Below are 22,143 nucleotides of genomic sequence, written 5' to 3'. Positions count from 1 at the left end.
CCCATCCGCCTCAACCGGCTTGCTTCACGCGCATGTACCATTCGACCAGCCGGCGAACCTGACGCTCGGTGTAGCCGCGCTCCACCATGCGTGCCACGAACTCGCCGTGCTTCTTCTCCGTCTCGCCGTCCTTCTTCGACCCGAACGAGATCACCGGAAGCAGGTCCTCGACCTGAGAGAATATCCGCTTTTCGATCACATCGCGAATCTTCTCGTAGGAGGTCCAGGTCGGATTCTTGCCGCCGTTCTGGGCCCGCGACCGTAACGAGAATTTGACCACCTCGTTGCGGAAGTCCTTGGGGTTGGCGATGCCCGCCGGCTTCTCGATTTTCGTCAGTTCCTGGTTCAAGAGTTCGCGATCGAGCAGCTGGCCGGTGTCGGGATCCTTGAAGTCCTGGTCCTCGATCCAGGCATCGGCGTAGTCGACGTAGCGATCGAACAGGTTCTGGCCGTAATCCGAGTAGGATTCGAGATAGGCCTTCTGGATCTCGTGACCGATGAACTCGGCATAACGCGGCGCCAGATCCGCCTTGATGAATTCGAGGTAGCGCTTCTCGACTTCCTCGGGCAGCTGCTCGCGCTTGATCGACTGCTCCAGCGCGTACATCAGATGCACGGCGTCGGCGGCGACTTCCTGCGGATCGTGGTTGAAGGTCGCAGCCAGGATCTTGAAGGCAAAGCGGGTGGAGACGCCGTCCATGCCCTCGTCGACGCCGGCCGCATCGCGGTATTCCTGGACGCTGCGCGCCTTCGGATCGGATTCCTTCAGGCTCTCGCCGTCGTAGACCCGCATCTTGGCATAGATCGTGGAGTTCTCGTGCTTGCGCAGCCGCGACATCACCGAGAACCGCGCCAGCGTCTCCAGCGTCGAGGGCGCGCATGGCGCGGCCGCGAGCTCGGAGCCCTGGATCAGCTTCTCGTAGATCTTCTGCTCTTCCGTGATCCGCAGGCAGTAAGGCACCTTGATCACGCAGATGCGGTCGATGAAGGCCTCGTTGTTCTTGTTCGACTTGAAGCTCGCCCACTCGGCCTCGTTCGAATGCGCGAGGATGACGCCGGTGAACGGGATCGCACCGATATTCTCGGTGCCGATGTAGTTGCCTTCCTGCGTCGCCGTGAGCAGCGGATGCAGCATCTTGATCGGCGCCTTGAACATCTCGACGAACTCGAGCACGCCCTGGTTGGCGCGGTTCAGGCCGCCGGAATAGCTGTAGGCGTCGGGATCGTTCTGGGCGTAGGTCTCGAGCTTGCGGATGTCGACCTTGCCGACCAGCGAGGAGATGTCCTGGTTGTTCTCGTCACCGGGCTCGGTCTTGGCGATGCCGATCTGGCGCAGCCGCGACGGCTGGATCTTTGCGACTCTGAACTGGGAAATGTCGCCGCCGAAGGCCTCCAGCCGCTTGTAGCACCACGGGCTCATCAGGCCGGTGAGGCGCCGGCGCGGAATGCCGTATTTCTCTTCCAGCATCGGGCCGAGCTGATCGGGATCGAACAGGCTGAGCGGGCTCTCGAACACGGGCGAGAGTTCGTCACCGGCCTTGAGCACGTAGATCGGATGCACTTCCATCAGCGACTTCAGCCGCTCGGCGAGCGAGGATTTGCCGCCGCCGACCGGACCGAGCAGATAGAGAATCTGCTTGCGCTCTTCGAGGCCTTGCGCCGCGTGACGGAAGAACCCGACGATGCGCTCGATGGTTTCTTCCATGCCGTAGAAGCCGGCGAAGGCCGGATAGGTGCGGATCGTGCGGTTCAAAAAAATACGGCCAAGGCGTGGGTCCTTGGCCGTGTCAATCGTTTGGGGCTCACCGATCGCCGCTAGTAATCGTTCGGCCGCGTTGGCGTATTTCATGGGATCGCTTCGACACGATTCCAGATATTCCGCCATCGACATGTCGTGCTGGCTTCTCGCCTCGAACGACCGAGCGAAAGCGTTGAACAAAGAATCGTTGTACATGATCCCTCTCCGCGTGAGTTCCGCTACACAACTGAACTAAAGCAGCGACGACTGGACCGTTCCGTAGCGCCACTCTCGAATCAGCGTGAGCACATGACGATCATTGGACACCCGGGTGCCAACTCCACGCAACGCACAACGTAGGCACTCGTTGAGTTACGAACAGGCACATGCCTGTTATTTGTGCGAATCTGCGTCTATCATCGCTCATTTCCAGAAAATGTCACTCGCTCGCAACATCCGGGTCTTACCGGGGGGACGAGTCCATCCGGCACCGCAACATGGAGCAGTCCGCGCGCGGCAATCTTATGTCGCTGGTACGGCGAAGCCGCGAATGCCGTCATGTGCGCCGCGTTCATCTTCCTGCTGCAATGCGGTGCGTGGGTCGCTCGCAGCATGACAGTCGCGGCAAGCCCTCAGCAATGTGTCAAAATCGGTCGCCAACCCATCCAGACGGATGACGATCCGATCGTTCTGCGCGCGGCGAGCGGAGCTGCGGATCGCGCCGAGCTGGCGCTGCAAGGCTGGCGTCGGCGTCAGCACGATCATCTTGTGTCCGCGGCATTCGTCAGCCGAAATCTCCGCGATCGAGTCCCACAGCAGAAATTCATTGCCGATGCGGAGATCGCGGATGCCGTAGGGGGTGACGATCACCACCGCCCCCCGTTCGGCGGGCAGCATCCAGATCAGCCGGCAGGTCATCAGGCCGAACACCGCGACGCCGGCATAGCCGACCGTCGTGCCGTAGTCGCCGAGGCCGTCCCACCAGTCAAAGGCAAGAGTCGCGCTGAGCAGGGTCATCGCGAAACCCGCAGCGACCAGCAGCCGCAGCTGGGTCGTACATGGACTGATTTCGAGATCGTGGGACGCGTCAATGCAAATGGCCGACGCGACCGCTTGCGTTCTGTCGGTGACGGAGAGCGCCAGACCGTCATGATGTGCGTGCATGCTTTCCCCCAGCATGGCCATTCGCGACCAAGTCACGATGTACCAGGCGGACCGGAATCCGCCGATGATACTCCGCACAGCCACGAGCCCAAGTGGCAAAAGCCAACGAGACCAGGCGGCCGGCGTTACGCAACAAGATCTTGGCCGGTCCTCCCCGGCCAATGATTTTTTACGCAACACACCGTTCGCCACATGGATCGCCATGATCGCGGCAGAGTTACACTGGGAGTATGACGCTGATACCCTTGATTGGTTCCCTCCCGGGAGCATGTACGCTAGAGGATAGCGCGTCAGGACCGGCGCGGGAACCCTTTGCCCGCAGGCTTGGAGAAAAATAAGCATCATGAATCCCGTAAAAGAACTGGAAAAGCACGGACAAGCCGTCTGGCTGGACTTCCTGGCCCGTGGTTTCATCGCCAAGGGCGATTTGAAGCGGCTGATCGATACCGACGGCGTCAAGGGCGTCACCTCCAACCCCTCGATCTTCGAGAAGGCGATCGGCAGCTCGGACGAATACGACGCCCCGATCGGCAAGGCGCTCAAGCGCGGCGACCGGACCGTGGCCGATCTGTTCGAGGCCGTCGCGGTCGAGGACATCCAGAATGCCGCCGACGTGCTCCGCCCGGTCTACGATCGTCTCAAGGGCGGCGACGGCTATGTCAGCCTGGAGGTCTCGCCTTACCTCGCGATGGACACCGCCGGCACGGTCGCCGAGGCGCGGCGGCTCTGGAAAGACGTGAATCGCAAGAACCTGATGGTGAAGGTGCCGGCGACGCCGGAAGGTCTGCCGGCGATCGAAACACTGATCGGTGACGGCATCAGCATCAACATCACGCTGTTGTTCTCGAAGGCGGTCTATCTTGAGGTCGCCGAAGCCTATCTCGCCGGTCTCGAGAAATACGTCGCCGGTGGCGGCGACCCCTCGCATGTCGCGAGCGTGGCGAGCTTCTTCGTCAGCCGCATCGACAGCGTCGTCGACAAGCAGCTCGACGAGAAGATCGCGCGCGCCAACGATCCATCCGAGAAGGAGCGGCTCGCCGCGCTGAAAGGCAAGGTCGCGATCGCCAACGCCAAGGTTGCCTACCAGGACTACAAGCGCCTGTTCGCAGGTCCGCGCTGGGACAAGCTCGCCGCCAAGGGCGCCAGGCCGCAGCGGATGCTGTGGGCCTCCACCGGCACCAAGAACAAGGATTATAGCGACGTGCTCTATGTCGAGGAGCTGATCGGCCCCGACACCATCAACACCGTGCCGCCGGCAACGCTGGATGCGTTCCGCGACCACGGCAAGCCGCGCGACAGCCTGGAGGAGAATGTCGAGGATGCCTATCGCGTGCTGGAAGAGCTGGAGCGCTCAGGCGTTTCGCTCGACGCCATCACCGAGGAACTCGTCAAGGACGGCGTGAAGCAGTTTGCGGATGCCGCCGACAAGCTCTACGGCGCGGTCGCGCACAAGCGCGCCGCCGTGCTTGGTCCCGCGATCGACCGCCAGCTTCTCTCGCTCGGCGACGGGCTCGGCAAGGCCGTGGCCAAGAGCACCGAGGAATGGCGCGCATCGGCGAAAATCCGCCGGCTGTGGCAGCGCGACAAATCGGTCTGGACCGGCACCGACGAGGACAAATGGCTTGGCTGGCTCGACAGCGCCGCCAAGGCCGATGTCGCCGACTACGAGGATTACGCGAACCGCGTGAAGGGCCAGAAGTTCTCCGATGCCGTCGTGCTCGGCATGGGTGGATCGAGCCTCGGGCCCGAGGTGCTGGCCGAAACGTTCGCGAAGAAGTCCGGCTTCCCGAAGCTGCACGTGCTCGACTCCACCGACCCTGCGCAGGTGCGGGCGATGGAAGCCAGGATCGACATCGCCAACACATTGTTCATCGTGTCCAGCAAGTCGGGCGGCACCACCGAGCCGAACGCGATGAAGGACTATTTCCACGAGCGCGTCGCGCAGGCGGTCGGCCCCAAGGTGAAGGCGGGCCATCGCTTCATCGCGGTGACCGACCCCGGCTCGTCGCTGGAGAAGGCGGCCAAGACGCTGAACTACGCCCGCATCTTCCATGGCGAACCGTCGATCGGCGGGCGCTATTCGGTGCTGTCGCCGTTCGGCCTGGTGCCGGCGGCCACCGCGGGCATCGACGTCAAGACCCTCGTCAAGCATGCGCTGGCGATGGCACGTTCCTGCGGACCGGACGTACCACCCAGTGAGAACCCCGGCGTGCAGCTCGGCCTTGCCATGGGCCTTGCCGGCCTCGAAGGCCGCGACAAGGTGACGATCCTGTCGTCGAAGAAGATCGCCGATTTCGGCGCCTGGGCCGAACAGCTGATCGCGGAATCGACCGGCAAGGAAGGCAAGGGCCTGATCCCGATCGCCGGCGAGCCGCTGGGCGAGCCTTCGGTCTACAGCAACGACCGCTTCTTCATCGACATCCGCACCGAGGGCGAAGCGGACGCCGCACACGACTCTCAGCTTGCCGCGATCGAAGCGGCCGGCCATCCCGTCGTGCGCATCGTGATGAAGTCGATCGATCATCTCGGCCAGGAATTCTTCCGCTTCGAGATGGCGACGGCGGTGGCCGGCAGCATCCTCGGCATCAATCCGTTCGACCAGCCGGACGTGGAAGCTGCCAAGATCAAGACTCGCGAGTTGACCACGGCGTACGAGAAGTCCGGCGCGCTGCCGGCGGAGCAGCCGGTGGTCAGCACGGATGAAGCCGATCTCTACACCGACGAGGCCAACGCAAAGGCGCTCCGCGCTGCCGGCGCCAACGGCGACCTCACCTCCTGGCTGAAGGCGCATCTCTCCCGCTCCAACCATGGCGACTATGTCGCCCTGCTCGGCTACATCGCCCGCGACAAGGCGACGATCGACGCGCTCCAGGCCATGCGGCTGGAAGTGCGCGAGAAGCGCCACGTCGCGACCTGCGCCGAGTTCGGCCCGCGCTTCCTGCACTCCACCGGCCAGGCCTACAAGGGCGGGCCTGACAGCGGCGTGTTCCTGCAGATCACCGCCGACGATGCCAGGGATCTTGCCGTGCCGGGCCAGAAGGCCAGCTTCGGCGTGATCAAGGCAGCGCAGGCGCGCGGCGATTTCGACGTGCTCACCGAGCGCGGCCGGCGGGCGCTTCGGGTGCACCTCAAGGGCGGGCTCAAGAAGGGTCTCGCGGCGCTCAATGCGGCGCTGAACGACGCGCTGAACTAAGGGAATCTCTCAAATGCAACTCGGCATGATCGGCCTCGGCCGGATGGGCGGCAACATCGTTCGCCGGCTGATGCGCCACGGCCATTCGACCGTGGTCTACGACAAGGACGCCAAGGCCGTCGCCGGCCTTGCCGCGGACGGCGCGGTGGGCTCGGCGACTCTGGAAGAGTTCATTTCAAAGCTGGAGCGGCCGCGCACGGCCTGGGTGATGCTGCCTGCGGGCCACATCACCGAGACCACGATCGACACGATCGCAGGCGTGATGCAGGACGGCGACGTCATCATCGACGGCGGCAACACCTTCTGGCAGGACGACGTCCGCCGCGGCAAGGCACTGAAGGCGCGCGGCATCCACTATGTCGACGTCGGCACGTCAGGCGGCGTCTGGGGTCTCGACCGCGGCTATTGCATGATGATCGGCGGCGAGAAGCAGGTGGTGGACCGGCTCGATCCGATCTTCGCCGCGCTCGCGCCCGGCGCCGGCGACATTCCGCGCACCGAGGGACGCGATGGACGCGATCCCCGCATCGAGCAGGGCTACATCCACGCCGGCCCGGTGGGCGCCGGCCACTTCGTCAAGATGATCCACAACGGCATCGAATACGGCCTGATGCAGGCCTATGCCGAAGGCTTCGACATCCTCAAGAACGCCAACATCGAGGCCTTGCCGGCGGATCATCGCTATGATTTCGACCTTGCCGATATCGCCGAGGTGTGGCGGCGCGGCAGCGTGATCCCGTCATGGCTGCTCGACCTCACCTCGAACGCGCTTGCCGACAGCCCACAGCTTTCGGAATATTCCGGCTTCGTCGAGGATTCCGGCGAGGGACGCTGGACCGTGAATGCGGCGATCGACGAGGCCGTGCCGGCGGAAGTGCTGACCGCGGCGCTCTACACACGTTTCCGTTCCCGCCGGGAACACACCTTCGCCGAAAAGATTCTCTCCGCGATGCGTGCGGGCTTCGGCGGCCACAAGGAGCCGAAGCCGCCGGGCGCTTCGAAACCCAAATAAGCGTAACAAAGCGAAGGCCAATCGTTCGTGACAAAAGACCCGCAGCCCAAGCCCAAGCCGGAAAATTGCGCCTTCGTCATTTTCGGTGTCACCGGTGATCTCACTCACCGCCTCGTGATGCCTTCGTTGTACAACCTCGCCGCAGAAGACCTGCTGCCGGAAAGATTCTGCGTCGTCGGCGTGGCCCGCAAGGGCCAGTCGGACGACGAGTTGCGCGACAGCCTGATGAAGGGCCTGCGCGAGTTCGCAACGAGGCCGGTTGACGATGTCGTCGCCAAGCAGCTGCTGCAATGCGTGACCTTCGTCGAGGCCGACCCGAAGGACCCGCCGTCCTTCGACCGCCTGCGCGAGCATCTCGATACGCTGGAATGCTCGCAGGGTACGGGGGGCAACCGGCTGTATTATCTCGCAACGCCGCCGGCCGCGTTCGCGCCGACCGCGCGCGAGCTCGGCCGCACCGGCCTGATGAAGGAGAACGGAGCCTGGCGGCGGCTGGTGATCGAGAAGCCGTTCGGCACCGACCTCGCCTCGGCGCGGGCGCTGAACGCCGAGCTTCTGAACATCATGACCGAGCACCAGATCTACCGGATCGATCACTATCTCGGCAAGGAGACGGTGCAGAACATCCTGGTGCTGCGCTTTGCCAACGGCATGTTCGAGCCGATCTGGAATCGCAACCATATCGACCACATCCAGATCACCGTCGAGGAGAAGCTTGGCGTCGGCCATCGCGGCGGCTTCTACGACGCCACCGGCGCGCTGCGCGACATGGTGCCGAACCATCTGTTCCAGCTGATGTCGCTGGTCGCGATGGAGCCGCCGACCCGTTTCGACGCGCACTCCGTCCGTTCCGAAAAGGCCGATGTGCTCTCGGCGATCCAGCAGCCCAGCCGGGAAGAAGCGCTGAGAAATTCCGTGCGCGCGCAATATCTCGCCGGCCAGATCGGCGACGACGACATCCCGGACTATCGCAAGACCGAGGAGGTCAAGCCCGGTAGCACCACCGAGACCTTTGTCGCGCTGAAGCTGATGATCGATAATTGGCGCTGGGCCGGCGTGCCGTTTTACTTGCGCACCGGCAAGGCGCTCGGCCACAAGCGCACTGAAGTCGCAATCAAGTTCAAGCAGGCGCCGCTGTCGATGTTCTCAGGGACGGACATCGACCACCTGTCGCAGAACTTCCTGACTATCGGCATCGCGCCGACCGAGACCATCGAGTTGCAATTCAACGCCAAGATTCCGGGACCGAGCATCACCATCGACGGCGTCGAGATGAAATTCCGCTACGGCGATTACTTCCGGGCAGATCCCTCGACCGGCTACGAGACGCTGATCTACGACTGCATGATCGGCGACAACATCCTGTTCCAGCGCGCCGACGGCGTCGAGGCCGGATGGCAGGCGGTGCAGCCGTTCCTGGACGCCTGGAAGAGCGAAGGAACCAACGGCATCGAGACCTATGAAGCCGGCAGCGACGGCCCGAAATGCGCCGACGAGTTGCTGCGGCGCGACGGGCGAAGCTGGCGGAAATTTTCGTGATGGCATCGGCCGGCCAGCCGATGCTGACCGTCGCGGCCGACGCCGAGGCGCTGGCGCAGGCCGCGGCCGAACGGGTGATGGCGCGGATATCGGCCAATCCCGGACGCATCGCGATCTGCCTCACCGGCGGCTCCAGCCCGAAGAAGCTCTATCAGATGCTCGGCAGCGACGCTTGGCGCGACAGGATTCCTTGGGAGCGCGTACACTGGTTCATCGGCGACGAGCGCTTCGTGCCTTCGAGCGATCCCCTCAACAACATGGCGGTCGCCCGCGCGATCTTTCTCGATCGCAGCGCGCCGCCCGGCCATATCCACCCGATTCCAACCACGGCTGAAAATCCGGATCAAAGCGCGCAAGCCTATGCGCGCGAGCTGCAAGCCTTCTATGGCGCTGACAGCCTCGATCCGGCACGCCCGCTGTTCGACCTGGTTTTGATGGGTGCCGGCCCGGACGGCCACACCGCCTCGCTGTTTCCCGGCTTCCCCGAAATCGAGGAGACCGAACGCTGGGTCGTCGGCGTCCCCAAGGCCAATGTCGCGCCGTTCGTGCCGCGGGTCTCGCTCACCCTGCCCGCCTTGGCGTCCTGCCGTGAAATGCTGTTCGAGATTGCCGGGCACGACAAGCAGCCGATCTTGACGCGCCTGCTCAATGGCGAGAGGTTGCCGGCCTTACGCGCGCGCTCGAATGGCGAGACCGTCTGGCTGGTCGACCAGGCCGCGCTACCGGAGGGAATTCGTGGCGGGCGTTAAAGCACCTTGTGCATTGATCGTGATGGGCGTGTCGGGTTCGGGCAAGAGCACGGTGGCGGAATTGCTCGGCAAACGCCTCGGCTGGCGGTTCGAGGACGGCGACAGCTTTCACCCCGCCAGCAATGTCGAGAAGATGCGGGCCGGCCATCCGCTGACCGACGAGGACCGCTGGCCGTGGCTCAACGCCATCGCCGACGAGATCGCACGGGTCTGCGACAGAGGCGAGCAAATCATCATCGCCTGCTCGGCACTGAAACACACCTATCGTGACGTGCTGCTGCGCGGACGCGACGACGTCCGCTTCGTCTTCCTGAAGGGCACCAAGGAGCTGATTGCCGAACGGCTTGCGCACCGCAAGGGCCATTTCATGCCGACCGGGCTGCTGACCAGCCAGTTCGACACGTTGGAGCCGCCGGAAGCGAGCGAGCACGTCATCACCGTCTCGATCGACGAATCCGTCGAGGCGATCGTGGACGGCGTGGTCCGGCAATTGAATCTGAGCGGGGCGAAACGCTGAGACCGAGAAACCCGGAAGGTCCTGCCATGACGAAAATCTCGCTGGTCGTCTCCGATGTCGACGGCACGCTGCTGACCAAGGACAAGATTCTGACCGACCGCGCGAAGGGCGCGGTGCAGCGGCTGCATCAGGCCGGCATCGGCTTCACCATCACCTCCAGCCGCCCCGCCATCGGCATGCGCTTCCTGATCGAGCCGCTGGCGCTGTGGCTGCCGGTCGGCCCGTTCAACGGCTCCTCGATCGTCGATCCCGAGATGAAGCCGGTCGAGCAGCATCTGATTCCCGCCGGCGCGGCCGAGCGGTCCCTGCAGATCCTGCGCGAATTCGGCGCCGACATCTGGCTCTTCACCACCGACAAATGGCTGATCGACAACGCCAGCGGCAAATACGTCCCCCATGAGCAGCACACGATCCGGTCCGAGCCGACCACCGTAACGGATTTCTCGCCGTACCTCGCCAGCGCCTGCAAGATCGTCGGCGCCAGCGCCGATGCCGCCGGGCTCGAGGCGTGCGAAAAGACGATGCAGGAGGCGCTCGGCAGCGGGGCCACCGCAGTGCGCTCGCAGACCTATTATCTCGACATCACCCCGCCCGGCTTCGACAAGGGCACCTTCGTCGAGGCGATGGCCAGGCGCCTGGGGATTGCGACCGATGCGGTCGCCACCATCGGCGACATGCAGAACGACCTCGCGATGTTCCGCGTCAGCGGCACCTCGATCGCCATGGGCAACGCCACCGACAGCGTCAAGGACCAGGCGACGCATGTCACGGCGAGCAATGAGCAGGATGGTTTTGCCGAGGCGATGGAGATGATCTTGAAGCGGAATGGGGCTGGTTGAGTCACTACTTCGACCGCTGCACGGCCGGCTTATCGCACTCCTGCCTTGCCGCCGACAGATTATGCGAGGTGTTGATCAGCGCGATATGGGTCAGGGCCTGCGGGAAATTTCCGGTCTGGCGCCGGGCGCCTGAATCATATTCCTCAGCCAAAAGCCCGACATCGTTTGCAATCCCGACCACGCGATCGAGCAACACTTGCGCCTTGTCGAGATTGCCGGCCAGCACGTGGGCATCGGCGAGCCACAGGCTGCAGGCGAGGAACGCGCCCTCGATCGGCTGCTGCTCTTCGGAGACTTCGCGCGGATCGTGGCGCAAGACAAAGCCGTCGCGCATCAGGTGCTTTTCGACGGCGGCAATGGTGCCGCGGATGCGCGGGTCCTGCGCCGGCAGGAAGCCCACGGCCGGCAGCAGCAGCACGCTGGCGTCGAGCAGCTTGCAGCCGTAGGCTTCGACGAACGCATTCTCCTCCGCGTCAAATCCCTTGTTGCAGACGTCGCGGTGAATGGCCTCGCGCAGCGCGCGCCAGTGCAGCAGCGGCGCCTTGAAGCCAAAGGTTTCGGCGCTTTTGATGCCGCGATCGAACGCGACCCAGGTCATGACCTTGGAGAAGACATAGTGCCGCGGCTGGCCGCGCCGCTCCCAGATGCCATGGTCGGGCTGATCCCAGACTTCGGCGAGATGATCGAGCACAGCGCATTCCAGCGCCCAGGTCGTTTCGTCGAGCTTGAGCTTGGCCATGCGTGACTGGTGGAAGGCGTCGATCAGCTCGCCATAAACGTCGAGCTGAAGCTGCGCATGCGCGGCATTGCCGACGCGCACCGGCTGCGCGCCCTCATAGCCGTCGAGCCAGCTCGCCTCCCATTCCAGCAGTCGCCGCTGGCCCCAGATGCCGTACATGATCTGCATGTTCGCCGGCGCACCGGCCGCCGCGCGCAGCAGCCAATTGTGCCAGGCCAGGGCCTCCTCGGTATAACCCGAGTTCATCAGCGCCAGCAGCGTGAAGGTGGCATCGCGCAGCCAGCAGAAGCGGTAATCCCAGTTCCGCATCCCGCCGAGCTTTTCCGGCAGGGAGGTGGTCGGCGCGGCGACGATGCCGCCGGTCGGCGCAAAGGTCAGGGCTTTCAGCGTGATCAGCGAGCGCAGGATGAGATCGTGATATTCGCCGTCGCGCGTGCAGCGGCTGCACCATTTCTGCCAGAATTTCTCGGTCTCCTGGAGCGCGATCTCGGGGTCGATCGCCTGGGGCGGATCGAGATGCGAGGGGCCGTAGGTCAGCACGAACGGCACGGTCTCGCCCGCCTTCACCTCGAAGTCGGCGACCGTGGTCAGGTCCTCGCCGCGGATTTCGACCGGCGTGCGCAGCACCGCCATGTCCTGGCCGCAGATGGCCAGCAGCGAGTGATCGATCCGCCGCACCCAGGGAATGTCGACGCCGAAGCCGAAACGAATGACGAACTCCATCCGCATCTTCACCGTGCCGCTGACGCCGCGCACCAGCCGGACGATATCGGAGGCCTTGCCGCGCGGCGGCATGAAGTCGATCAGCGCGACGGTGCCGCTCTTCGTTTCAAAGCGCGTCTCGAGGATCAGGGTGTTGCCGAGATAGCGGCGTGAAATCGCTGTGATGTCTTCGCCTGGCGCGATCAGCCAGCGGCCGTTGTCCTGCGTGCCGAGGATCGCGGCAAAGCAGGCGTCGGAATCGAACGCAGGCCAGCACAGCCAGTCGATCGAGCCGTTGCGACCGACCAGCGCCGCAGTCTCGCAGTCGCCGATCAGTGCATAGTCTTCGATCTTTTGAGACAATGTCTTGCGAGCCTGAAAAATCCCGGCAGATCAACTCCCGCCGATGAGGGAACGTTCCCGCGTCGCGGCCTTCAAAGCCGCGAGATCAACCTTCGCGGCGATCTTGTCGAGCGCGATGGGCAGGCGCTGGCGCCAGTTCGGATGCTCGTCGATCGTGCCGGGAATGTTGGGCTGGTCGAGCACGCCGAGCAGATCCTCCAGCGATACCGCGAGCAGCCGCGACGGCGTGCGCGACAGGAAGGCGAGCACCGAATAGAGGTCGTTGGCGGTGATGCCGTTCTGGCGCAGGATCTCGTCGAGCATGCCGAGCGCATCCCAGCGCGCCTGCTCGTTCTCGCCGGGATCGAGCCCGAGCGAGAGCTTGACCTTGAGATCGCTGAAGGAGCGCCAGCCCGCATAGGTGCAGAGGTCGTGCGTGTTCAGCGTCACCAGCGCGTTGGGCCGGTAGAAGTCGGAGTTGCGGAAATGTCCGGCTTCGTCGCGCTCGAACATCATGACGAGATAGGACCAGATGCCGAAATCCTGCATGGTCTCGCGGAAACCTTCCGGCACGGTGCCAAGGTCCTCGCCGATCACGATGCACTTGTGCGCTACGCTCTCGCGCGCGATGGCCGCCAGCAGCGCCTCGAACGGCATCTGCACATAGGCGCCGTTGTCGGGCTTGAAGCCGCGCGGCACCAGGTAAAGCCGCTTCAGCCCCAATACGTGGTCAATCCGGATGGCGCCGGCATGGCGCATCGAGGCCGCCAGCATATCGGCAAACGGCACGAAGGACTGGGCCTCCAGGCCGCCGGCATTGAAGCCGGCGAGCCCCCAATCCTGACCGGCGGTATTGAGCACGTCGGGCGGCGCGCCGACCGCCAGATGGCGCGAGATCGCGATCTGCTCGTTCCAGGCATCGAAGCCGTTGGATTGCACGCCGACGGCAACGTCGAGATACAGTCCGACCCGCATACCGAGTTGGCTCGCAAGCTCCCTGGCCGCCTGCAATTGGCTGTCGGCCGTCCACTGCACGAATTCGACGAACTCGACCTCGCGCTTGTCGGGGCCACCGCGCAGCTCCGCGCATTTGCCGTCGTCCGGCTGCTGCCATTCCACCGGCCATTCCCACCACGGCGCCACGAAACGATGCCGCAGCACCTCGAAGCAGGCAAAGCGGGACAATAGCGGCGCGCGGTCGGCGCGGAAGGCGTCGAACTGATTGCGGCGGATTCCGCTCGCCTTTGTCACGAAAGCGTCAAAGGCGGCGCGCAAGGCCCGCCATTTCAGCGCCGCCATGTCGGCATAGGGGACACGATCGCCCTGGCGCAGCCGCGCGGCGGTGGCTGCGGCATCAGGCACGAGGTCTGCCGAGAATTCAGGGATGGCCTCGACGTCGATATAGAGCGGATTGAGGAACAGCCGGCTGTTCGGCGAATAGGGACTGCAATCGGCCGGATGATTGTCGAACAGGACATGCAGCGGATTGAGCCCGACGCCGTCGGCGCCGAGCTGCTTGGCGAGCCGGACCAGACCGGCCAGATCGGTGAAATCGCCGATGCCCCAATTGCGATCCGAACGGATGCTGTAGAGCTGAACGGCGAGCAGCCAGCCGCGGTCGAAATCGCCGCCAAAAGCGCGCTCGGGTGCCACGATCATCGGCACCTCCTCGGTCACGCCTTCGGCATCGGTCAGGGTCAGCCGGTGATAGCCGAGCGGCAGGTCGGCGGGCCAGGCAATCACGGGCTCGCGCGCCTCGCCTTGCGCGATCACCTTTGTGTCGCCGGTGATGGTCCATTTGAGCGGGGGCGCGCCGGTGGCCGCCAGCTCGGTGCGCGCATGCCTCAGGGCACGCACCACCACCGGCCCCTGGACGAAGTGATAAACCCGCTTCTCCGGCAGGGCATCGAGGATGGATTTGAGGGCCACGGGATCGGTGACCCGCAGCTTTCCGAGGGCATCGACGAATTCGGACTGAACGCCCTTGATCTGGGCTTGAGCTAAAAGATCCATTCGGCACGCAGCTTGCAGGCCATTCTCTGGCCGGGGGCATCGATTTTAACGAGGGCGCGGAAGAGGTTAGTCAGGGTCAACTCGCAAACCGCGCCTGCCGTTCCCAGGGGAACCAATGACACACAAGCGGCTTTCTATATAGGTATCAAGCGTAGGTTCCCGGCAAGGGAAACGGGCTCCTGCTTTCTTGTCAATGGCATCACCGTGAACAAGACAATTCAAACTGTCGAGAGCGCCGCAGCCGGCAGTGCTTTCCTCATCGAAGATATCTATCCGTCGATCGACGGCGGCCGCTTTGCCGTGAAGCGGATCGCTGCCGAACCGGTCGAGGTCTGGGCCGACATCTACCGAGACGGCGACGCCGTGATCGGCGCGGCGCTGATCTGGCGAGGAGAGCAGGAGCGTGAATGGCGGAGCGAGCCGATGATCCCTCACGGCAATGACCGCTGGTCCGGCGCGTTCACCCCCGTTGAGCCCGGCCGATATGTCTACGCCATCGAAGCCTGGACCGACGAGTTCGCCACCTGGTCGCACGCCGTTGCGCGCAAGCAGCATACCGGTGTGGATGTCAGCCTCGATGCGATCGAGGGCGCCGGCCTCTTGACCAAGGCACATGGCGCGCGGCAGGACGCCGCGGCCGTGATCGTCAGGCAATGCGAGGATTTTCTTCAGACTGGCGAAGTCGCGCCGCTGCTCGAAACCGAGCTCGGCGCAGCCATGGCCGAGAGCCAGCCGCGCCCCGACCTGACCCGCTCGCAAAACTTCCCGCTGATCGTCGACCGCGACAGAGCGCGCTTTGGCGCCTGGTATCAGATGATGCCGCGCAGCCAGAGCACTGTGCCGGGCCAGCACGGCACGCTGCGCGACTGCATCGCGCGCGTGCCCGATATCGCCGCGATGGGCTTTGACGTGCTCTACTTCACGCCGATCCACCCGATCGGCAAGACTCGTCGCAAGGGCCGCAACAATGCGCCGGTGGCGAGCGAAGGCGATCCGGGGTCGCCCTATGCGATCGGCTCGGCCGAAGGCGGGCACGATGCGCTGCATCCGGAGCTCGGCACCATCGAGGATTTCCGCGCGCTGGTCGCGACCTGTCTCGAATACGGCCTCGAACTCGCACTCGACTTCGCCGTGCAGTGCTCGCCGGATCACCCCTGGCTGACGCAGCATCCGGAATGGTTCAAGTGGCGGCCAGACCGCTCGGTGCGGACGGCGGATGGCCCCTATTCGGACATCGTCCTCCCCGATTTCACATCCGTCGATCGAGCCGGGCTGTGGAATGCGTTTCGCGATGCCATGCTGTTCTGGATCGACCATGGCGTGACCATCTTCGCCATCGACAATCACGACACCGCGCCGTTGCCGTTCTGGGAGTGGCTGATCGGTGACATCCGCCGCCGGCATCCCGAGGTGGTCCTGTTCTCCAAGACGTTCGCGCGGCCGAAGCTGATGAAGGGCCTCGCCAAGCTCGGCTTCGCGCAGTCCTTCAGCTATTTCCCCTGGCGCACGGCGAAGTGGGAGCTGGAGCAATATCTCGGCGAGCTGACGCGCTACCCCGAGCGGGATTTCTATCGCCCGAACCTGTTCGTCAACACGCCTGACCTGCTGCCCTATCATCTCCAGAGCGGCGAAGCCTGGGCGTTCAAGTCGCGCGTTGCGCTGGCGGCGACGCTATCGGGCAATTACGGCGTCTACAGCGGCTTCGAGCTGCTGGAGCACGAGGCGATCCCCGGCAGCGAAGAATATCTCAATTCCGAGAAGTACGAGATCAAGCAGCGCGACTGGGACAGGCCGGACAATATCAAAGCCTACATCACGGAGATGAACCGCATCCGCAACGACAACGCCGCGCTTCAGCAGACTGCGAACCTGCGCTTCCTTGCCGTCGAAGACGGCGAAACGATCGCCTTCGCCAAGGAGGCAGCCGATCCGGCCAATACCGTCGTCGCGGTCATCGCCCTCTCGCGCCATGAGCGCGAATTCTGGCTGCCGCTCGGCGACCTCACCATCGACGCCGGCGGCGAGCGCCGCCCCGTCAGCGCACTCGAAAATCTCCTGACAGGCGAACAGTCCCGCATCGAATGGGGCGGGATCAAATTGCGTATCGATCCCGACCGTGATCCTGCGCTCTTGTTCCGCTGCCTGGCGTAAGGATCACGCCATGAATGTATTGTCTTCCGTCGACACCAAGACGTCCGAGGCTGCCGAAATCGTGGATGAGCTGTGGTACAAGGACGCCATCATCTACCAGCTCCACGTCAAGGCTTTTGCCGACAGCAACAATGACGGCATCGGCGACTTCGCCGGACTGACCGAGAAGCTGCCTTATCTCCAGGAGCTCGGCGTCACCGCGCTGTGGCTGCTGCCGTTCTACCCCTCGCCCGGCCGCGACGACGGCTACGACATCGGCGACTACGGCTCGGTCAATCCCGATTTCGGGACCATGAAGGACTTCAAGCGCTTCATCCAGGAAGCGCAGAAGCGCGGCCTGCGCGTCATCACCGAGCTCGTCGTCAACCACACCTCCGACCAGCACAAATGGTTCAAGCGCGCGCGCCGCAGCCATCCGGGCTCGAGCGCCCGCAACTGGTATGTCTGGAGCGACACCGACCAGAAATACCAGGGCACGCGCATCATCTTCACCGACACGGAGAAGTCGAACTGGACCTGGGATCACGAGGCCGGCGCGTTCTACTGGCACCGCTTCTTCTCGCACCAGCCGGACCTCAATTTCGACAATCCGCGCGTCGTCAGCGCGCTGATCCAGGTGATGAAGCGCTGGCTCGACGCCGGCGTCGACGGCTTCCGGCTCGACGCCATTCCCTATCTGTGCGAGCGCGAGGGCACCTCGAACGAGAACCTCCCCGAGACGCATGCGATCATCAAGCGGCTGCGCCAGGAGCTGGACTCCTACTCCAAGGGCAAGCTGCTGCTGGCCGAGGCCAATCAATGGCCGGAGGACGTGCAGGAATATTTCGGCCGTGGCGACGAATGCCACATGGCCTATCATTTCCCGCTGATGCCGCGCATCTACATGGCGATCGCGCAGGAGGACCGTTTCCCGATCACCGACATTTTGCGCCAGACGCCGGACATTCCGGCGAGCTGCCAATGGGCGCTGTTCCTGCGCAACCATGACGAGCTGACGCTGGAGATGGTGACCGACGTCGAGCGCGACTATCTCTGGACCACCTACGCCAACGACCCGCGCGCCCGCATCAACGTCGGCATCCGCCGCCGCCTCGCGCCGCTGATGGACAATGACCGGCGCAAGATCGAGCTGATGAACTCGCTGCTGCTGTCTTTCCCGGGCACGCCGATCATCTATTACGGCGACGAGATCGGCATGGGCGACAACATCTATCTCGGCGACCGCAACGGCGTGCGCACGCCGATGCAATGGAGCCCGGACCGCAACGGCGGCTTCTCCCGCTGCGACCCGGCCCGCCTCTATGCGCCGCTGATCATGGATCCCGTCTACGGATACGAATCGGTCAACGTGGAGGCACAGTCGCGCAGCCTGTCCTCGCTGCTCAGCGCCACCAAGCGGCTGATCTCGGTGCGCAAGTCGACGCTCGCCTTCGGCCGCGGCACCATGACCTTCATCCGCCCGGCCAACCGCTCCGTGCTGGCCTATGTCAGGCAATATCGCGACGAGGTGATCCTCTGCGTCGCCAATTTGTCGCGCGCCGCGCAGGCGACCGAGCTCGACTTGTCGCCGTGGAAGGACCGCATCCCGCAGGAGATGCTCGGCCGTACGCGCTTCCCGCCGATCGGCGAATTGCCCTACATGATCACGCTGGGGCCCTACGGCTTCTACTGGTTCCAGCTCAACGAGCGCGACAAGTCCGAACCGGTGACGCCACACGCGGTGCCGGAGTTCGAGACGCTGGTGGTGCCGGTCAATTCGACCTGGGTGTCGCTGGCACGCGAACGCGGCGTATTCGAGCACGAGGTGCTGCCGGGATTCCTGTCGCGGACGCGCTGGTATCCCGAGCACAACCCCAAGCACATCAAGCCGACGCTGCTCTCGGCAGTGCCGTTCTGCGACATCGGCGACAACAGGCCCTGGATCGCGTTCTTCGAGACGGCGCAGCACGACGTCACGACGCGTTACGTGCTGCCGATGCAGATCGAATGGGTGCGCTTCGACCGCGAGCGCTTCAATCCGAAGGCGCTCGCCGCCGTACGCCAGGGCGCGCGCGAGGGCACGCTGCTCGACGTCGCGACCGACCAGATCTTCATCGGCCTGTTCCTGCGCAATCTGTCGCAGAACCTGGTGGTGGAGGAGAACAATCTGCGGCTCGACTTCAAGGCCACCAGCCGGTTCGCCGATTACACCATTAAGGAGCCCGAGCGCATCCGCGCGATCGAGCAGTCGAACAGCACGGCGCTGGTCGACAACCAGTACGTCGCCAAGATCTATCGGAAGCTCGACAGCGGCATCAGTCCCGAGATCGAGATCGGCCGTTACCTCACCGAGGTCGCCCGCTTTGCCAACACGCCCGCGCTGCTCGGCAGCGTCGAGCTGGTCGACGACGACAGCCGCAGCGCGCTCGGCGTGCTGCATGCCTATGTCGAGAACCAGGGCGACGGCTGGGCCGTCACCGCCGGCTATCTCGACCGCTATATCGACGAGCAGCGGGTGCTGCCGCCGGGCGAGATGCCGCGTGAAACCCAGGAGCAGGCGCCCTATCTGCACTTCATGGCGCAGATCGGCCGGCGGCTGGCCGAACTGCATGTCGCTCTGGCCGCCGCAAGGCCCGACGATCTCGCGCCGGAGCCGACCGGCCCCAATCACGTCAAGCGCTGGACCGCGGACCTCAAGGCCCGGGCCGAGCGGGTTTTCGAGCGGCTCGCCGACAGCCGCACCGCCGGGCACGAGGGCGAGCGGCCGCTGATCGACCGGCTCGCCGCAATGCGCGCGACGCTGCCCGACCAGCTGAATGCGCTCTTGCCATCGGACATCGGTGGGTTGAACATTCGTCATCATGGCGACTTCCGTCTCGGGCAGACTCTGATCGTGAAGGACGATATCTTCATCATCGACTTCGACGGCGATCCGCGTCTGCCTTTGGCCGACAAGCGGCGCAAGCTGCCAGCCGCACGCGACGTCGCCGGCCTGATCCGCTCGATTGATCTTTCGGTTAACGCGGCGCTTAACCGCGCGCTGTCGGGCGGCGGCGACGAGCAGGGCCGGCTCGCGGCGGCGCTCGGCGAATGGCGCGAACGCGCCACCGCGACCTTCCTGTCGGCCTATCGCGAGGCCATGACCGACCGGCGGCTGTGGCCGCAAGACCGGCAATCCGCGGACGGCCTGTTAAGGTTTTTCCTGCTTGATCAAGCCTTCGACGAAGTAGAGTACGAGCTGTCCCACCGGCCGGAGGGGCTTCATGCGCCGCTGACCAGCCTGCTTCGCATCCTGTCCAGTGCCGAGAGCGAAGCCCATGCCTAAACTGCCCGCCGAGGCCTACGCGATCATCGAGGGCCGCCACTCCGATCCCTTCCATTATCTCGGGCTGCATCCCGAGGACGGCACGAGCGTGGTGCGCGCCTTCCTGCCGGAGGCCTCGAACGTCGAGGCGGTCGGCGAGCATGGCGAGGTCGCCCGGCTCGATCGGGTCCACGATGCCGGCCTGTTCATCGGCGTTCTCCCCAACGGGTCCAGGCACTATCAGCTCCGCGCCAAGTTCGGCGGTAACGTCGTCGAATTCGAGGACGCCTATCGTTTTCCGCCGATCCTGACCGACTTCGATCTCTATCTGCTCGGCGAAGGCACGCACCAGCGCCTCTACGACAAGCTCGGCGCGCATCCGATGCGGCTCGAAGGCATCGACGGCATCGGCTTCGTGGTGCTGGCACCGAATGCGCGGCGCGTGTCCGTGGTCGGCGACTTCAATTTCTGGGACGCCCGGCGCCATCCCATGCGGGTGCGCGGCAACGGCTATTGGGAATTGTTCGTCCCGCACGCCAAGGCCGGCGACCACTACAAGTTCGACATGATCGGACCGCACGGCCATCAGCTTCCGCAGAAATCCGATCCGATGGCGTTCGCGAGCGAGGTGCGGCCGAAGACCGCCTCGATCGTGTTCGACGAGGCACATCTGCCGCGTCCGCGTCCGGCGCCCGACGGCATCAACGCGCTGTCTGCGCCGATGTCGATCTACGAGGTCCATCTCGGGTCCTGGCGGCGCAAGAACGGCAACGAGTGGCTGACCTATCGCGAGCTCGCCGAGCAATTGCCGGCCTATGCCCGCGACATGGGCTTCACCCATCTGGAATTCCTGCCCGTCAGCGAGCATCCCTTCGACGGCTCCTGGGGCTACCAGCCGACCGGTCTCTACGCGCCGACCAGCCGCTTCGGCACGCCGGGGGATTTCGCCGCGCTGGTCGATGCCTGCCATCGAGAGGGCATTGCCGTGCTGCTCGATTGGGTGCCCGGCCACTTCCCCGACGATCCGCACGGGCTCGGCAGCTTCGACGGTACCGCGCTCTACGAGCATGCCAACCCGCTGCAGGGCCGCCACCTCGATTGGGGCACGCTGATCTACAATTACGGCCGCACCGAAGTGACGAACTTCCTGGTGTCGAATGCGCTGTTCTGGCTGGAGCGCTACGCCATCGACGGCCTGCGCGTCGACGCCGTGGCATCCATGCTCTATCTCGACTACAGCCGCCCACCGGGAGCCTGGATTCCCAACCAGTATGGCGGCCGGGAAAACATCGAGGCGATCGCGTTCCTGCGCCGCGTCAACACCGAGCTGTTTGCGCGCTTCCCGCAGGCGACGACAGCGGCGGAGGAATCCACTGCGTGGCCGCAGGTCTCGCGCCCGGTCGAATTCGGCGGGCTCGGCTTCGGCTACAAGTGGAACATGGGCTGGATGCACGACACGCTGAACTACATCAGCAAGGATCCCATCCACCGCAAGCATCATCACGGCGACATCCTGTTCGGCCTGCACTACGCCTTCTCCGAAAACTTCATCCTGCCGCTGTCGCATGACGAGGTCGTGCACGGCAAACGCTCGATTCTCGGCCGCATGCCCGGCGACGAATGGCAGCGCTTCGCGAATTTGCGCGCCTATTACAGCTTCATGTTCGGCCATCCTGGCAAGAAGCTGCTGTTCATGGGCAACGAGATCGCGCAGAGCCGCGAATGGAATCACGACCAGTCGCTCGACTGGCACCTGCTGGACTACAAGAACCACTCCGGCATTCAGTCTCTGATCCGCGATCTCAACCGGGTCTATCGCGCCGTGCCGGCGCTGCATCAGATGGATTGCGACCCGGCCGGCTTCGAATGGCTGGTCACGGACGATGCCAACCGCAATGTGTTCGCCTGGCTGCGCAAGGGGATCGACGCGCACGCGCGGTGCCTCGTCATCGTCAACTTCTCGCCCAACGTCTATCGTAACTATCGCATCCCTGTGCCGTTTGCCGGCAAGTGGAAAGAGGTGTTCAATTCGGACTCCGCCCATTATGGCGGCACCAATGTCGGGAACATCGGCGAGGTGCATGCCGTTGACGGCAAGCCGCCCGAGCTTCGCCTCACCATTCCGCCTCTCGCCGCGATCTTCCTCGTTCCGGAAAGCTGAC

Annotated in this window: 13 protein-coding genes; 9 read left to right on the top strand and 4 right to left on the bottom strand. The window is 64.3% G+C overall.

Annotated features, from left to right (window positions below; all coding sequences use genetic code 11):
• Nucleotides 1-10 precede the first annotated feature (10 nt).
• Together F8237_RS22970 and F8237_RS22965 are read right to left on the bottom strand one after the other, a co-directional pair.
• Nucleotides 11-1,954, bottom strand: a complete 1,944-nt coding sequence (locus F8237_RS22970) for a PrkA family serine protein kinase (protein WP_041748088.1) — start codon at nt 1,952-1,954, stop codon at nt 11-13.
• Between the two features lie 306 nt (nt 1,955-2,260).
• Nucleotides 2,261-2,923 (bottom strand): STM3941 family protein, encoded by a 663-nt coding sequence (locus F8237_RS22965; protein WP_151648150.1) that lies wholly within the window; start codon nt 2,921-2,923, stop codon nt 2,261-2,263.
• Between the two features lie 322 nt (nt 2,924-3,245).
• On the opposite strand from F8237_RS22965, the gene F8237_RS22960 reads away from it, so the two are divergent.
• Genes F8237_RS22960 through F8237_RS22935 form a run of 6 tightly spaced genes read left to right on the top strand, consistent with a single transcriptional unit; the run spans nt 3,246 to nt 10,751 of the window.
• Nucleotides 3,246-6,095: a bifunctional transaldolase/phosoglucose isomerase gene (locus tag F8237_RS22960; RefSeq protein ID WP_151648148.1), complete on the top strand. Its 2,850-nt coding sequence runs from the start codon at nt 3,246-3,248 to the stop codon at nt 6,093-6,095.
• A 13-nt stretch (nt 6,096-6,108) separates the two neighbouring features.
• The gene (gene gnd, locus F8237_RS22955) at nt 6,109-7,107 is read left to right on the top strand and encodes a phosphogluconate dehydrogenase (NAD(+)-dependent, decarboxylating) (protein ID WP_151648146.1); all 999 of its coding nucleotides are present in this window, start codon (nt 6,109-6,111) and stop codon (nt 7,105-7,107) included.
• 27 nt (nt 7,108-7,134) lie between these two features.
• Nucleotides 7,135-8,646 carry a glucose-6-phosphate dehydrogenase gene (gene zwf / locus F8237_RS22950; protein ID WP_151648144.1) on the top strand — a complete coding sequence of 504 codons (1,512 nt, stop codon included), beginning with the start codon at nt 7,135-7,137 and terminating at the stop codon, nt 8,644-8,646.
• Nucleotides 8,646-9,395, top strand: a complete 750-nt coding sequence (pgl, locus tag F8237_RS22945) for a 6-phosphogluconolactonase (protein ID WP_162006398.1) — start codon at nt 8,646-8,648, stop codon at nt 9,393-9,395. The genes zwf and pgl overlap by 1 nt, the downstream gene beginning before the upstream one ends.
• Nucleotides 9,382-9,912 carry a gluconokinase gene (locus F8237_RS22940; protein WP_151648140.1) on the top strand — a complete coding sequence of 177 codons (531 nt, stop codon included), beginning with the start codon at nt 9,382-9,384 and terminating at the stop codon, nt 9,910-9,912. The genes pgl and F8237_RS22940 overlap by 14 nt, the downstream gene beginning before the upstream one ends.
• Nucleotides 9,913-9,938: 26 nt before the next feature.
• Nucleotides 9,939-10,751 carry an HAD family hydrolase gene (locus F8237_RS22935; RefSeq protein WP_151648138.1) on the top strand — a complete coding sequence of 271 codons (813 nt, stop codon included), beginning with the start codon at nt 9,939-9,941 and terminating at the stop codon, nt 10,749-10,751.
• Nucleotides 10,752-10,755: 4 nt separating this feature from the next.
• Here the strand turns inward: F8237_RS22935 and F8237_RS22930 are convergent, their stop codons facing one another.
• Together F8237_RS22930 and malQ are read right to left on the bottom strand one after the other, a co-directional pair.
• Nucleotides 10,756-12,555: a glycoside hydrolase family 15 protein gene (locus F8237_RS22930; protein WP_151648136.1), complete on the bottom strand. Its 1,800-nt coding sequence runs from the start codon at nt 12,553-12,555 to the stop codon at nt 10,756-10,758.
• A gap of 30 nt (nt 12,556-12,585) precedes the next feature.
• On the bottom strand, nt 12,586-14,547 hold the full coding sequence (malQ, locus tag F8237_RS22925) for a 4-alpha-glucanotransferase (protein WP_151648133.1): 1,962 nt from the start codon (nt 14,545-14,547) through the stop codon (nt 12,586-12,588).
• Between the two features lie 204 nt (nt 14,548-14,751).
• Between malQ and F8237_RS22920 the strand changes: the two genes are divergently transcribed.
• The 3 genes from F8237_RS22920 to glgB are packed head-to-tail and all read left to right on the top strand — an operon-like array spanning nt 14,752 to nt 22,142.
• Nucleotides 14,752-16,698 carry a maltotransferase domain-containing protein gene (locus tag F8237_RS22920; protein ID WP_151650637.1) on the top strand — a complete coding sequence of 649 codons (1,947 nt, stop codon included), beginning with the start codon at nt 14,752-14,754 and terminating at the stop codon, nt 16,696-16,698.
• 10 nt (nt 16,699-16,708) lie between these two features.
• On the top strand, nt 16,709-20,002 hold the full coding sequence (treS, locus tag F8237_RS22915) for a maltose alpha-D-glucosyltransferase (protein WP_151648131.1): 3,294 nt from the start codon (nt 16,709-16,711) through the stop codon (nt 20,000-20,002).
• Nucleotides 19,995-22,142: a 1,4-alpha-glucan branching protein GlgB gene (glgB, locus tag F8237_RS22910; RefSeq protein ID WP_162006174.1), complete on the top strand. Its 2,148-nt coding sequence runs from the start codon at nt 19,995-19,997 to the stop codon at nt 22,140-22,142. The genes treS and glgB overlap by 8 nt, the downstream gene beginning before the upstream one ends.
• Nucleotide 22,143 lies beyond the last annotated feature (1 nt).

Origin of the sequence: Bradyrhizobium betae (assembly GCF_008932115.1) — a bacterium.
In the GTDB taxonomy this organism is placed as follows: Bacteria; Pseudomonadota; Alphaproteobacteria; order Rhizobiales; family Xanthobacteraceae; genus Bradyrhizobium; species Bradyrhizobium betae.
Note: the sequence above shows the minus strand (reverse complement) of the source record. Positions and strands in the feature narration are given on the sequence as shown.

What these genes read in the sequence shown, in the direction of transcription:
- F8237_RS22970 (WP_041748088.1), bottom strand. Translation starts at nt 1,954, where the DNA reads ATGTACAACGATTCTTTGTTCAACGCTTTCGCTCGGTCGTTCGAGGCG.
- F8237_RS22965 (WP_151648150.1), bottom strand. Translation starts at nt 2,923, where the DNA reads ATGGCCATGCTGGGGGAAAGCATGCACGCACATCATGACGGTCTGGCG.
- F8237_RS22960 (WP_151648148.1), top strand. Translation starts at nt 3,246, where the DNA reads ATGAATCCCGTAAAAGAACTGGAAAAGCACGGACAAGCCGTCTGGCTG.
- gnd (WP_151648146.1), top strand. Translation starts at nt 6,109, where the DNA reads ATGCAACTCGGCATGATCGGCCTCGGCCGGATGGGCGGCAACATCGTT.
- pgl (WP_162006398.1), top strand. Translation starts at nt 8,646, where the DNA reads ATGGCATCGGCCGGCCAGCCGATGCTGACCGTCGCGGCCGACGCCGAG.
- F8237_RS22935 (WP_151648138.1), top strand. Translation starts at nt 9,939, where the DNA reads ATGACGAAAATCTCGCTGGTCGTCTCCGATGTCGACGGCACGCTGCTG.
- malQ (WP_151648133.1), bottom strand. Translation starts at nt 14,547, where the DNA reads ATGGATCTTTTAGCTCAAGCCCAGATCAAGGGCGTTCAGTCCGAATTC.
- treS (WP_151648131.1), top strand. Translation starts at nt 16,709, where the DNA reads ATGAATGTATTGTCTTCCGTCGACACCAAGACGTCCGAGGCTGCCGAA.
- glgB (WP_162006174.1), top strand. Translation starts at nt 19,995, where the DNA reads ATGCCTAAACTGCCCGCCGAGGCCTACGCGATCATCGAGGGCCGCCAC.